Here is a 12,161-nt window from a genome sequence, read left to right as displayed (position 1 = left end):
ACATTGATTAAATTAACAAATTAATAACAGAGCTGAGATAAAAGAGTCGCTCAAATTAGTAGGCCATGAGATATTGGCACTAGTTTGGTGCGACTTTTTTTATTTAGGAACATCTTATTTGTAAATCTATACAATTAATACAAGGAGGGATTATTCATGTATGACGTTGCTATTATAGGAGCTGGAGTTATTGGTACATTTATAGCTAGGGAGCTGTCTAGGTATAAACTGAATACGATACTAATAGATAAGGACAATGACGTATCTAATGGAACAACTAAAGCTAACAGTGCAATAATACATGCTGGATACGATGCTAAACCAGGTACAAATATGGCAAAATTTAATTCATTAGGAAATCCAATGTTTGATAAAGTATGTAAAGAACTAGATGTGCCATTTAGAAGAATAGGTTCATTGGTAATTGCATTTGAAGAAGAAGATATGCAAAAGCTAGAAGAATTGTATGATAGAGGTCAACAAAACAATATATCCGATATGAAAATACTAGATAAAGAGAAAGTGGAAGAGATGGAGCCTAATATAAATAATAATATCATAGGAGCTTTATATGCTCCAACTTGTGGCATCATTGGGCCATGGGAACTTTCCATAGCGTTAGCTGAAAATGCATTAGAAAATGGAGTGGAGCTTTCTCTAAATAGTGAGGTTATAGATATTAATAAGCTTAATGAAGGTTATAAGGTAATTACAAAAGACAAAGAAATAGAGACAAAATATATCATAAATTGTGCAGGAGTATATGCGGATAAGATAAACAATATGGTGTCATCCCCTAGCTTCACCATAACTCCATACAGAGGACAGTATTATTTGCTAGATAAAAGTGCAGGAGATATAGTGAATAAAGTTTTGTTTCAATGCCCTACAAAATATGGTAAAGGAGTGCTAGTTGCACCAACAGTACATGGAAACATAATAGTAGGACCAGATAAACAAAAGATAAATTGTAAAGAAGAACTAGAGACTACAGCTGATAGGCTTGAATATGTTAAAAAGATAGCAGAGCAAACGTCTAAAAAAATACCATTTATCAAGACAATAACAACATTTGCAGGATTAAGGGCAGAGTCAAGTACAGGAGACTTTATCATAGAAGAATCAAATGAAGCAAAAGGATTTATTAATGTTGCAGGAATGAAATCTCCAGCATTATCTTCATCTCCAGCGATTGCAGAATATGTTGTAGAAATATTAAATGATATAACAAATGGATTGGAAGAAAAGGAGAATTTTAATCCCAATAGGAGAAAAGTGGTTAAGTTTATGGAGTTAAGTGACGATCAAAAAGCCGAATTAATAAAAACAGATCCTAGATATGGCAGAGTAATATGCAGATGTGAAAATATCACTGAAGGTGAAATCATTGATGCGATAAAAAGAAAGGCAGGAGCTACTACTGTAGATGGTATAAAAAGAAGGGTAAGAGCTGGTTCAGGTAGATGTCAAGGAGGATTTTGTGGGCCAAAGGTTATGGAAATTTTAGCCAGAGAGCTAGGAGTAGATATGACAGACATATTAAAGGATAATAAAGGTTCATATATATTGACAGGGCAGACAAAAGTTAAATAACACTGGAGGTGAATTTATGCTTGAATATGATCTTATTGTTATCGGAGGAGGACCTGCAGGATTAGCTGCAGCTATAGAGGCCAAAAGGAACGGAATAGATAGGATATTAGTTATAGAAAGAGATAAAGAACTGGGAGGCATATTGCAGCAATGTATACACAATGGATTTGGACTTCATATATTTAAAGAAGAATTAACGGGGCCAGAATATGCAGAAAGATTCATATCTGAATTAAAAGAAATGAGTATTGAATACAAGATTGATACTATGGTGATTAACATAAGTAAGGATAAAATAGTTAGCTCTATAAATTCAAGAGATGGTTTTATAAAAACAAAAGGAAAGGCTATAGTACTAGCTATGGGATGCAGAGAAAGATCTAGAGGGGCTTTAGTTATACCAGGAACTAGACCAGCAGGAATATTTACAGCAGGAGCAGCACAAAGATTTATAAATATGGAAGGATATATGATAGGAAAAAAGGTGGTAATACTAGGTTCTGGGGACATTGGGTTAATAATGGCTAGGAGGCTTGTACTAGAAGGAGCTGAGGTTAAGACTGTAGCAGAATTGATGCCATACTCAGGAGGACTCACTCGAAACATAGTACAATGTTTAGATGATTTTAATATACCTTTGCTATTAAGTCACACTGTCGTGAATATCAAAGGCAAGGACAGAATAGAAGGTGTTACTATTGCAAAAGTAGATAAAAATAGAAGGCCTATACCTGGGACGGAAACATTCTATGAGTGTGATACACTTTTATTATCTGTGGGTTTGATTCCTGAAAATGAATTATCTAGAGAAGTCGGAATAGAAATGGATCCAGCTACAGGAGGACCTATGGTTAATGAATCAATGGAAACAAATATAAAAGGTATTTTTGGATGTGGCAATATAGTTCATGTACATGATTTAGTAGACTACGTTACTGCAGAAAGTAGAAAAGCAGGTAAAAGTGCTGCTAAATTTATAAAAGATGAATTAAAAGAAGATGGCAGTATTATTTCAACAAAGACTGGTGAGGGAATAAGATATATTGTACCCCACAAAATAAGATTAGAAAACATAGAAGATTGCTTAGATATGCTTATGAGGGTGGATGATGTATATAATAATACAAAACTAATAGTAAAAGCAGATAAAAAAGTTATCAAAGAAATAAAGAAGAAACATTTAGCTCCAGGAGAGATGGTGAAAATACAGATTAATATTGAGGATATAAATAGAAAAGATATATCAGTTATATCAGTATCCGTTGACAAAGGAGGACATAAGCATGAAAAGATATGAGAAAATATGTATAGTTTGTCCCATGGGATGTAGGTTGACAATAGTTGAGGATTTGAACAGTGAAAAGGGATATATAGTTCAAGGTAATAGCTGTAAAAAAGGCGGGGAATACGGAATCAAGGAGATAATTAACCCTACTAGAGTGTTAACATCTACTGTAAAGATTAAGAAAGCTCATCTAGAAAGAATGCCGGTTGTGACTAAGGGAGGTATACCAAAAGATAAGATGTTTGAGTGCATGAAAGAAATTAACTCAGTAGAAATAGAAGCCCCTGTAAAAGTAGGAGATATCATAATAGAAAACATATTGAACACAGGCATAAACTTAGTTGCATCGAGAAGCATGAATAGAATATGATTTCTGTAGAAAAACAGTATCTCCTGGAGAATAATTGTCGAGAAATACAAAAATATCAAATTTTAAAATGGATAAAAGTGATTAAAAATCATGGACACATTACAGTTGTCGGAACTGGCCCATCCATGATTTTTGTTGTTTACATGGATATTGCTAGATGAAACGCTTAATAATATATGATATTATAAAGCTAAATATTATAATATGTAATGCATGTAACATATGGGAAAGGAGACTAAGTATGAAAGATATAGTTGTTATTACAGGTGCTGGTATATCTAAAGCTAGTGGGATACCAACTTTTGAAGAAATGGGTGACTTAAGAGACAAACTGACTAGAGATTATTTTAGTGAGAACACAAAGGAATTTTATAAAGCTTTATTGAACATGAAAAAGACTGTTGAAAAAGCTGAGCCAAACGCAGCACATATAGCACTAGCTGAATACGAGGTTCCTATAATAACTATGAATGTTGACAGGCTACATAAAAAAGCAGGCAGTAAAAATGTTTTAGAGGTCCATGGAAACCTAGATTACGTTATATGTAATAAGTGTAGAACTATTCATGATTTTCATGTAGTTGAAAAATCAATTTATTGTGAAAAATGCGGAGAAGTATACGAACCCAATGTAGTATTGTATGGAGATAAAATACGAAATTATTTTGAAGCCATCGACTTAATTTGCTCTTGTAAAAGAGTTTTAGTAGTTGGTACTTCTTTTTATACATCTACAGTAAATGATTTTGTCAATAGAGCTCATATGGATGGTCTGGAAATCCATATTATTAACAAGGATTCAGAAAAGGAAGTTCCAAGATATCTTAAAAGTATTTAGTAATGTCTTTTGCTTCAAAATAAAATTAAATTTAAAAAATAGGATAGATTACATGATAACTTACGCTGAAGAGGCAAACTGAAAAATAGGGGAGAAGATGATAACATGAGTAAACTAAGTGATATGCCTAATATAGGTAAGGAATTAGAAAGACAATTAAAAGCGGTTGGTATTGAAACCAGCGAACAGCTTATTCAAATAGGAAGTGAAGAAGCATTCAAAAAAATCAGACTTATTGATAGTACAGCGTGTATAAATAGATTATATGGATTAGAAGGTGCTATTCAAGGTATAAGATGGCATCATTTGTCAGATAATGATAAAGACAAATTGAAGACTTTTTTTAATTTATTATATAGGTAGACTAAGATAGACCATTTTCGTATTATTCTTACTTTGCAGATGGAGTTTAACATTAAAAGAATTATTATTGACTAATAAGAAAATAATTTGGTATAATTATTTATACCCCCATAGGGTATAAATAACATTAAAGGAGTAAAGCATATATGACTAGCTATATTATGTATATATCTACAGCTATGTTATTACTTATCTCATATTACAAAGATAAGAAAAAGACGAAGCAAGCCTTAAAAAAGGCTTGGAAATCTTTTGAGAATATCTTACCTCAATTTTTAGGTGTTATAATGCTAGTAGGAATATTGCTAGGAAGTTTTAATACTGAAATCATATCTAAAATAATAGGTAATCAGTCTGGATGGATAGGAGTTGTTTTTTCGGCAATTATTGGCGCAGTTACATTGATTCCTGGTTTTGTAGCATTTCCTACTGCAGCTATGTTATTGAAGAGTGGAGCAGGATATATGCAAATAGGTGCATTTGTTTCTACGTTAATGATGGTAGGAGTTGTAACTGTTCCTGTTGAGATAAAGTATTTTGGCAAACGACTTACTATTATGAGAAATGTATTAGCATTTTTATTTTCTTTTATTGTCGCATTTGTAATTGGAAAGGTGGCTGGTGGTATATGATACTGTTAAAGAAATATAGATTTTTCCTTATTACTATTGTGCTATTGGGAGTTCTATTGTTGGTTAATAGAGAGATTGGATTAAAAGCACTAAATGTAACTGTCTTTAGTTTTAAGGAAATGATATTGGTTATACCTCCAGTTTTTGTTCTTTTAGGATTATTAGACATATGGGTTCCTAAGGAAACTATGATGAAATATATGGGAGAAGGATCTGGACTTAAAGGTATTATTTTGTCTATTATCTTAGGTTCAGCAGCAGCAGGACCACTTTATGGTGCTTTTCCTATAGCGGCTGTATTCATGAAAAAAGGCGTTAAATTAAGTAATATTGTAATATTTATTGGTGCGTGGTCTACCACAAAGATACCGATGTTTTTATTTGAACTTTCTGCATTAGGATCTAGATTTGCTGTTACAAGATTACTTGTAGATATCCCTGGTATAATAATAATCGCATATATTTTATGTGCTATTATTGATAAAGAGGATATAAAGAGAATTTACGAAAATGCAGAATCATTGTAATAATATTTTTAGTAACATTAGATTTTCTGTATAAATAAAAAGATATTTTATCGAGATCACAATATAAGGAATTGGGTTAAAAGCATGGATTAAGACATCTTAGAGGATGCACTTATTCATGCTTTTTTTAAATAGATAAATATATTTAAAAATATTACATAAAGTTATTGACATATGCCCAAAACGATGTATAATATAATCATAAAGAACATATACCCAAAATAAAAGGAGGATTTAATATGCCAAGACTAAATGGTATGGGACCGATGGGAATAGGTCCAATGACAGGTAAAGGAATGGGATTATGCAGAAAAACAACACCTAGTAAATTATCAGGAATGGGACTAGGTACTGGCCGTGCCTTCAGAAGAGGAGCTGGGAGATGCTTTTATAACGGTGGTTATGGCAATCAAGAAGATGACAAAACTTTTTTGGAAAGACAAAAGACAATTTTAGAAGAAAATTTAGATAATATAAAAACTAGATTATCTGAACTAAATGAAGAAAAATAAACGGGTGAGCATTGTCTCACTCGTTTATTTTAGGATATAATAGTGATAAGTTTGATAAATGGGGTGATAATGTGCCAAGACCTAGAAAACGACGAAGAGTATGCAGTCTTCCAAATTTTCAAGCTTATGGACCTGTTAATAGAGTGTTAGATGAAGAAGAACTGGTTACTATGAAGGTAGAAGAATTTGAAACAATTAGGCTTATTGATTTTGAAGGATTGAATCAAGAACAATGTGCTGAAAAAATGGATGTTGCTAGATCTACTATTCAGCGGATATATGATGATGCAAGAAAAAAGATGGCAGACAGTTTAGTTAATGGTAAAACTCTTAAAATTGAAGGTGGAAACTATACCGTATGCAATGAAGAAATAAAAGATAGAAATTGTTCAGCTTGTTGTCATGGACGTCATAGGCATGGGATGAAATAAAAGAGAATGAGCTTAATATTGATAAGCATGGATAAAGATAGCTTAAATGCTATACTTGTCCATGCTTATTATTTTTTAATTTATAGATACTTTCTATGCAGAAAAGACAACCTATCATTTTTTTCTATTGGAGTTGGAATAGATTATCTGTTACGATAAACTTTGGTAATTAACCAAGAAAACTTATTAGGTGATGCATATGAAAGTAAAGATAAGAAACCTTACAAAAAAGTTTAAGGATATAACTGCAGTAGATGACTTATCAGCTGATATAGACGATGGTGAGTTGGTCACTTTCTTAGGGCCAAGCGGTTGTGGTAAAAGCACTACTTTATTTATGATTGCAGGACTTCATGCTCAAGATAGTGGTTCAATATTTTTTGATGAGAAACTTGTGAATGACATTGATACTGAAAAAAGAAATATTGGTATGGTTTTTCAGAACTATGCACTTTATCCTCATATGACAGTATTAAAAAACATAATGTTTCCATTGAATATGCTTAAAGTGTCAAAAAAAGAAGCTTTAAGTAGGGTTGAAGAAGTAACTGAGCTATTAAAGATAAAAGAACTATTAGATAGAAAGCCTAGCCAGCTATCTGGAGGACAACAACAAAGAGTAGCAATTGCAAGAGCGCTTGTAAAAAAACCAAATGTTCTTTTGATGGATGAGCCTTTATCAAATCTTGATGCAAAATTAAGAATAGAGACAAGAGAAGAAATAAGGAAACTTCAAAAGAAGCTTAACATTACTACTATATTCGTTACTCATGATCAAGACGAGGCAGCTAGTATATCGGATAAAATACTTTTGATGAATAAAGGGAAGCTACAGCAATATGATACTCCAAGAAACATATATAACTGTCCAAGTAATCTATTTACTGCAAAGTTCATAGGGAATGCACCTATAAATACTTTTAATCTAAATAATATAGATGGGCAATTTTATTTAGATAAAACAAAAACTAGGCTTCATATAGATATGTCAGGAAATCAGTATAACAATAATACAGACAAATGTATCATAGCTATTAGACCTGAAGACTTCATAATTTGTTCAGAAGAAGAAAGTGATATTAAAGGTATTGTTGAGCATGTAGAGATGATAGGAAAGGATAACTTAATAGTATTCAGAATTGAAGACTATAAATTCAGATGCTTCACTTCATCAGACTATAGAATATCACCTGAAGATAATATTTTTCTAAGAATTAGAAGGGAAAAGCTTCATATTTTTGATGTTAAAAGTAATGCTAATATTAAACTCTTATAGGAGACGGTATGAATATTTTTAAAGAAATTAAAAAGTTTGCTAAAGGAATAATGTATTTAGCACCAGCGTTATTAGTCTTAAGTATATTTCATATATATCCGATTGCTAAAGCTTTAGCAATGAGCTTTTATACTAGGTACAACTATTTTAAGCATATTGTGTTTGAATATGGCTTTGACAATTATATAAGTTTGTTTAATGATGATAATTTCATTTTGGCAATGAAAAACACTTTTATTTTTGTTATAGGGGTAGTACCGATATCTATTATGCTGTCAACGTTGATAGCTTTACTGTTAAATTCTAATATACACTTTAAAAGTTTTTTTAGAAGTATATACTTTCTACCTTTTGTTACTAGCACAGTGGCAATATCTTCGGTGTGGAGATGGATATTTCACTCTCAGTATGGGATATTAAACTATTTTCTTGGAATATTCGGTATCGAGCCTATAAAGTGGTTGATTGATCCAAAATGGGCTATGGTCAGTTTAATCATATTGAGTGTATGGAAAACACTAGGGTATAACATCCTTATTATTTTGACAGGATTGCAAAATATAGACACACAATATTATGGAGCAGCTAAAGTGGATGCAGCTAACACTTGGAATAGGTTTATATACATTACGCTCCCTTTATTATCTCCTACTATTTTTTTTGTTACGATTACTTCTCTGATTGGAGCATTTAAGGTTTTCAGTGAGGTTTATGCTCTATTCAATAAAATGCCTGGACCAGTAAACTCCTGCTTAACCATGGTTTATTACATATATGATAAGCTAGCAAATCAGTTTTCATATGGCATAGCTTCTACTGCTTCTGTTGTACTGTTTGCAATTATATTAGTTGTTACTTTGATACAGTTGTATATAGGAAAGAAGATGGTTCACTACAAATAAGGAGTAAAATATGAAAAAAATAAAAATAATTAATATTATTTCTTATATTATTCTTATATCTGGCGTAATCGTCACTTTACTGCCATTTATATGGATGATAAGTACGTCACTAAAACATCCAGGTGCAGTATATGAAATGCCTCCAAAGCTTATACCTAGCAGCTTTCAATGGGATAACTACAGTGAAATAGTTAGAAGAGTTCCAATTAAGACATATTTCTTTAATAGTGTTTTTGTAGCTTTTATGGTAACAGCAGGTACCTTGATTACATCAATATTAGCTGCTTTTGCGTTTTCTAGGCTGAAGTTTTGGGGGAGAGACATTATATTTTCTATTCTTTTAGGAACAATGATGGTACCTGGAGAGATGCTGATTGCTCCTAACTTTGTTACATTGTCAAAACTACATCTTATAAATACTATGCCAGCTTTATATGTGCCATGGCTAACAAGTGTTTTTTCAATATTTTTGCTTAGACAGTTTTTTCTTACAGTGCCTGAAGAGCTATACTATGCCGCAAAAGTGGATGGTTGTAGTGATTTTAAGTATCTAGTTAAGATTATGGTACCTTTTGCTAAACCTGCTCTTATAACAATTGCTCTACTTAAGATAATAAATAGTTGGAATGAGTTTTTGTGGCCACTACTGATGACTAGTACACCTGAAATGAGAACACTGCCAGTAGGGTTAACAAATTTTATGACAGAGGCAGGAGCAAAATACAATCTGCTAATGGCATATTCAAGTATAGTAATCATTCCAATCATTATCATTTACATAACTCTGCAAAAATATATTGTTCAAGGTGTTACAAGGGGAGGTATAAAAGGTTAACATAAAATATAATTCTTCAAATAGAGGAGGAAAAAATATGAAAAGAATTACTGCACTTCTTTTAGTTCTTATTATGATTGTTGCAATGGTAGGCTGTAGCCAAAAGGAACCAGCTAATACTGCACAAGACAACGGTCAAACATCAGAACAACAAGAACAACAAGAACAACAAAAACAGCCTGTAGAGATTGAGTTCTGGCATGCTATGTCAGATGGCAACGGTGAAACATTACAAAGCTTAGTAGATAAATTTAATGCGGAGCATCCTGAAATCAAAGTAAATGCAGTATTCCAAGGACATTATAAAGAGCTTTTTGAAAAGCTTAATGGTTCAGCACAAGCAGGTAATTTACCAGCGTTATCAATGATATATTGTAATAGACTTACAGCCTATGTTTTAAACGACATGGTAGAAGAGCTAGATCCATATATTTTTGATGAAAAAAATGGGATGAATAAAGCTGTATGGAATGACATCCCAACTGGATTAAGAGATAACGGCATGTGGAATGGTAAGCACTATTCACTTCCATTTAATAAAGGTTCATATTTAATGTATTATAACGTTGATACATTACAAGAAGCAGGAATAGCTGTTCCAACTACCTGGGATGAATTAAGAGAAGCAGCTGCAAAATTATCAAAGGATGGAAAGAAAGGTTTAGTGTTTAACAAAAGCGCAGGAATTGACTTTAGTTTTTGGGTAGAGCAAGCAGGTGGGCATATCTATGATGAAAGCACAGATACAGTAATGATAGACACACCTCAGACTAAAAAAGCCTATGAATTTATAACAGGTATGGTAAACGATGGTATAGCACAAGTAGCATTTGAAGATGGATATATAACAGGTCCTATGTCAAGAGGAGAGTCATTTATAGGGTTTGCATCGTCTTCAAATATTCCGCATATGAAAGATGCATGTGAACAATCAGGTGTAAATTGGGCTGTTGCGGAATTGCCAAAAGGAGAAAAACAAGCAGCATTATTTTCAGGTACAGATATAACAATGTTTAATACTGTATCTGAAGAGCAAAAAAAGGCGGCTTGGGAGTTCATAAAATTCTGGTATGAAGAAGAGACAGGCGTAGAATGGGGTATAGGTTCAGGCTATCTTCCATTGACAAATGCAGCACTTAACTCTGAAAAATTCCAAGCGTTTCTAAATGAAGATCCAAGTAAACGTATAGCTACTAACCAATTCCCTTATGCATATCAAGATCCTAAAGTATTAAATGGATATGCTATTCATAGTAATATGCAGGAAGCACTAGAAGAAATATTATCAGGTCAAAAATCAATCGATCAAGCTTTAGTAGATGCTCAAAAAGATGCTAGAAACGACCTTGATGAAGCGAAGAAAAACTTCGCTAACAATTAATAACATTAAGGATGATGTAAAATTGCATCATCCTTAATCTGTATATTGGAGGTTTAAAATATGGATAATAAGAAAAGAATTATTCTTGTCTCTCATTGCGTATTAAATAAATGCTCTAAGGTTGAAAGAACACTTCCTAAAGAAAGAGCAGATACATTTAGACTAGTTGAACATTTGATGAAAAAAAATATCGGGATAATGCAATTGCCTTGTCCTGAGATGCATATGTATGGCATAAAGAGATGGGGACATGTAAAAGCTCAATTTGATACTAAGTTTTTCAGGGAGAATTCGGTTGAAATGCTAACTCCAATTATTGGACAGCTAACTGACTATTTAAAAAACGGATATGAGGTTATAGGAGTAGTAGGGATAAACGGAAGCCCTAGCTGTGGAGTGTCCAAGGTTTGTGATGGAAAATCATGGGGTGGAGAGTTTGAAGATATGGATATAATTGGTAAAAAGGTAAAAAGTTTAGTTTATACTGAAGGCAGTGGTGTTTTTATGGAAGAGCTTATGAAATTATTTGAACAATACAATATAGATGTTCCATTTTACGCAATTGAAGGATTAGACGTAGATACAGTTATTAGTTCAATAAAATGATACTTAGTAATATAGGGTGATTGTTAAAGGAAGGGGATATATAAATATCCAAATACCTTCCTTATTTTCTTGTTAAATTGCATTGTTAATTGCAGTAATCATTATTTCTTCAACATCCTTGGAAACATCCTGTAAATCATCATATCCAAGCAATCCAATTAGAGTTTTTGGGCTCATCATGCCTATTTTTACAGAGCCACTATCTTCATAGACTACTATTTTGCAAGGTAAAAAGTATCCTACATCTATATGTTTAGTTAATACTTCTTTTGCTTTATGTGGATTACATACTTCTAAGATAGTAAAGTTCTTGTCAAACTCAACTCCCTTTTCATGTAACTTATCCTTAAAATTCAGCTTCCATAACACACCAAATTTTTGTTCTTCTAGGCTTTTAGCTATGCTTGATACAGCCTCTTCAAATGTTTTGCTAGTAGTTTTTTCATACTTAATATTTTCCATGTTCAGACCTCCATAAAATACTTTATTGTTATAATACCCTTTAAATTAATTATTAATTAACCTGATGTGCTAGTAGAATTACATCAAGATAAATTTACCAATTTATTTTTAGAAAAAAATATGCTTCTTATAAACTATTACTGGATAT

At 32.3% G+C, this 12,161-nt stretch carries 15 protein-coding genes; 14 read left to right on the top strand and 1 reads right to left on the bottom strand.

Features of this window, described 5'->3' with window-relative positions; all coding sequences use genetic code 11:
* Positions 1-156: 156 nt before the first annotated feature.
* The 14 genes from HNR33_RS21395 (at position 157) to HNR33_RS21330 (ending at position 11,551) form a co-directional block, all read left to right on the top strand.
* A complete protein-coding gene (locus HNR33_RS21395; protein ID WP_429087684.1) occupies positions 157-1,593 on the top strand; it encodes an NAD(P)/FAD-dependent oxidoreductase in 1,437 nt (478 codons plus the stop codon).
* A gap of 16 nt (positions 1,594-1,609) precedes the next feature.
* Positions 1,610-2,890, top strand: coding sequence for an NAD(P)/FAD-dependent oxidoreductase (locus HNR33_RS21390; protein WP_429087681.1), 1,281 nt, complete (start codon positions 1,610-1,612; stop codon positions 2,888-2,890).
* Positions 2,877-3,248 (top strand): DUF1667 domain-containing protein, encoded by a 372-nt coding sequence (locus HNR33_RS21385; protein WP_429087679.1) that lies wholly within the window; start codon positions 2,877-2,879, stop codon positions 3,246-3,248. Before HNR33_RS21390 ends, HNR33_RS21385 begins: the two co-directional genes overlap by 14 nt.
* Before the next feature lie 241 nt (positions 3,249-3,489).
* On the top strand, positions 3,490-4,086 hold the full coding sequence (locus HNR33_RS21380; RefSeq protein WP_429087677.1) for an SIR2 family NAD-dependent protein deacylase: 597 nt from the start codon (positions 3,490-3,492) through the stop codon (positions 4,084-4,086).
* A gap of 105 nt (positions 4,087-4,191) precedes the next feature.
* Positions 4,192-4,449, top strand: coding sequence for a TfoX/Sxy family protein (locus HNR33_RS21375; RefSeq protein WP_429087674.1), 258 nt, complete (start codon positions 4,192-4,194; stop codon positions 4,447-4,449).
* A gap of 146 nt (positions 4,450-4,595) precedes the next feature.
* Positions 4,596-5,081 carry a hypothetical protein gene (locus HNR33_RS21370; protein ID WP_429087671.1) on the top strand — a complete coding sequence of 162 codons (486 nt, stop codon included), beginning with the start codon at positions 4,596-4,598 and terminating at the stop codon, positions 5,079-5,081.
* Positions 5,078-5,608 carry a permease gene (locus HNR33_RS21365; protein WP_429087668.1) on the top strand — a complete coding sequence of 177 codons (531 nt, stop codon included), beginning with the start codon at positions 5,078-5,080 and terminating at the stop codon, positions 5,606-5,608. Before HNR33_RS21370 ends, HNR33_RS21365 begins: the two co-directional genes overlap by 4 nt.
* Positions 5,609-5,847: 239 nt before the next feature.
* Entirely contained in the window at positions 5,848-6,120 is a 273-nt protein-coding gene (locus tag HNR33_RS21360; RefSeq protein ID WP_429087667.1) for a DUF5320 domain-containing protein, read from the top strand.
* Between the two features lie 71 nt (positions 6,121-6,191).
* Positions 6,192-6,551 (top strand): DUF134 domain-containing protein, encoded by a 360-nt coding sequence (locus HNR33_RS21355; protein ID WP_429087664.1) that lies wholly within the window; start codon positions 6,192-6,194, stop codon positions 6,549-6,551.
* Positions 6,552-6,750: 199 nt separating this feature from the next.
* Positions 6,751-7,827, top strand: coding sequence for an ABC transporter ATP-binding protein (locus HNR33_RS21350; RefSeq protein WP_429087661.1), 1,077 nt, complete (start codon positions 6,751-6,753; stop codon positions 7,825-7,827).
* Positions 7,828-7,835: 8 nt separating this feature from the next.
* A complete protein-coding gene (locus HNR33_RS21345) occupies positions 7,836-8,729 on the top strand; it encodes a carbohydrate ABC transporter permease (RefSeq protein WP_429087658.1) in 894 nt (297 codons plus the stop codon).
* Positions 8,730-8,739: 10 nt separating this feature from the next.
* Positions 8,740-9,564, top strand: a complete 825-nt coding sequence (locus HNR33_RS21340; RefSeq protein WP_429087655.1) for a carbohydrate ABC transporter permease — start codon at positions 8,740-8,742, stop codon at positions 9,562-9,564.
* Between the two features lie 37 nt (positions 9,565-9,601).
* Entirely contained in the window at positions 9,602-10,945 is a 1,344-nt protein-coding gene (locus HNR33_RS21335) for an ABC transporter substrate-binding protein (RefSeq protein WP_429087652.1), read from the top strand.
* A 60-nt stretch (positions 10,946-11,005) separates the two neighbouring features.
* Positions 11,006-11,551: a CD3072 family TudS-related putative desulfidase gene (locus HNR33_RS21330; protein WP_429087649.1), complete on the top strand. Its 546-nt coding sequence runs from the start codon at positions 11,006-11,008 to the stop codon at positions 11,549-11,551.
* 72 nt (positions 11,552-11,623) lie between these two features.
* On the opposite strand, the gene HNR33_RS21325 is transcribed toward HNR33_RS21330, so the two are convergent.
* Positions 11,624-12,013 carry a DUF302 domain-containing protein gene (locus tag HNR33_RS21325; protein WP_429087646.1) on the bottom strand — a complete coding sequence of 130 codons (390 nt, stop codon included), beginning with the start codon at positions 12,011-12,013 and terminating at the stop codon, positions 11,624-11,626.
* Between the last annotated feature and the right edge of the window lie 148 nt (positions 12,014-12,161).

The organism is Brassicibacter mesophilus, from assembly GCF_050433385.1.
GTDB classification, from domain to species: Bacteria; Bacillota; Clostridia; order Tissierellales; family Proteiniboraceae; genus Brassicibacter; species Brassicibacter mesophilus.
Note: the sequence above shows the minus strand (reverse complement) of the source record. Positions and strands in the feature narration are given on the sequence as shown.

Coding starts and splice junctions, on each gene's coding strand:
- HNR33_RS21395 (WP_429087684.1), top strand. CDS start 157: ATGTATGACGTTGCTATTATAGGAGCTGGAGTTATTGGTACATTTATA.
- HNR33_RS21390 (WP_429087681.1), top strand. CDS start 1,610: ATGCTTGAATATGATCTTATTGTTATCGGAGGAGGACCTGCAGGATTA.
- HNR33_RS21385 (WP_429087679.1), top strand. CDS start 2,877: ATGAAAAGATATGAGAAAATATGTATAGTTTGTCCCATGGGATGTAGG.
- HNR33_RS21380 (WP_429087677.1), top strand. CDS start 3,490: ATGAAAGATATAGTTGTTATTACAGGTGCTGGTATATCTAAAGCTAGT.
- HNR33_RS21375 (WP_429087674.1), top strand. CDS start 4,192: ATGAGTAAACTAAGTGATATGCCTAATATAGGTAAGGAATTAGAAAGA.
- HNR33_RS21370 (WP_429087671.1), top strand. CDS start 4,596: ATGACTAGCTATATTATGTATATATCTACAGCTATGTTATTACTTATC.
- HNR33_RS21365 (WP_429087668.1), top strand. CDS start 5,078: ATGATACTGTTAAAGAAATATAGATTTTTCCTTATTACTATTGTGCTA.
- HNR33_RS21360 (WP_429087667.1), top strand. CDS start 5,848: ATGCCAAGACTAAATGGTATGGGACCGATGGGAATAGGTCCAATGACA.
- HNR33_RS21350 (WP_429087661.1), top strand. CDS start 6,751: ATGAAAGTAAAGATAAGAAACCTTACAAAAAAGTTTAAGGATATAACT.
- HNR33_RS21345 (WP_429087658.1), top strand. CDS start 7,836: ATGAATATTTTTAAAGAAATTAAAAAGTTTGCTAAAGGAATAATGTAT.
- HNR33_RS21340 (WP_429087655.1), top strand. CDS start 8,740: ATGAAAAAAATAAAAATAATTAATATTATTTCTTATATTATTCTTATA.
- HNR33_RS21335 (WP_429087652.1), top strand. CDS start 9,602: ATGAAAAGAATTACTGCACTTCTTTTAGTTCTTATTATGATTGTTGCA.
- HNR33_RS21330 (WP_429087649.1), top strand. CDS start 11,006: ATGGATAATAAGAAAAGAATTATTCTTGTCTCTCATTGCGTATTAAAT.
- HNR33_RS21325 (WP_429087646.1), bottom strand. CDS start 12,013: ATGGAAAATATTAAGTATGAAAAAACTACTAGCAAAACATTTGAAGAG.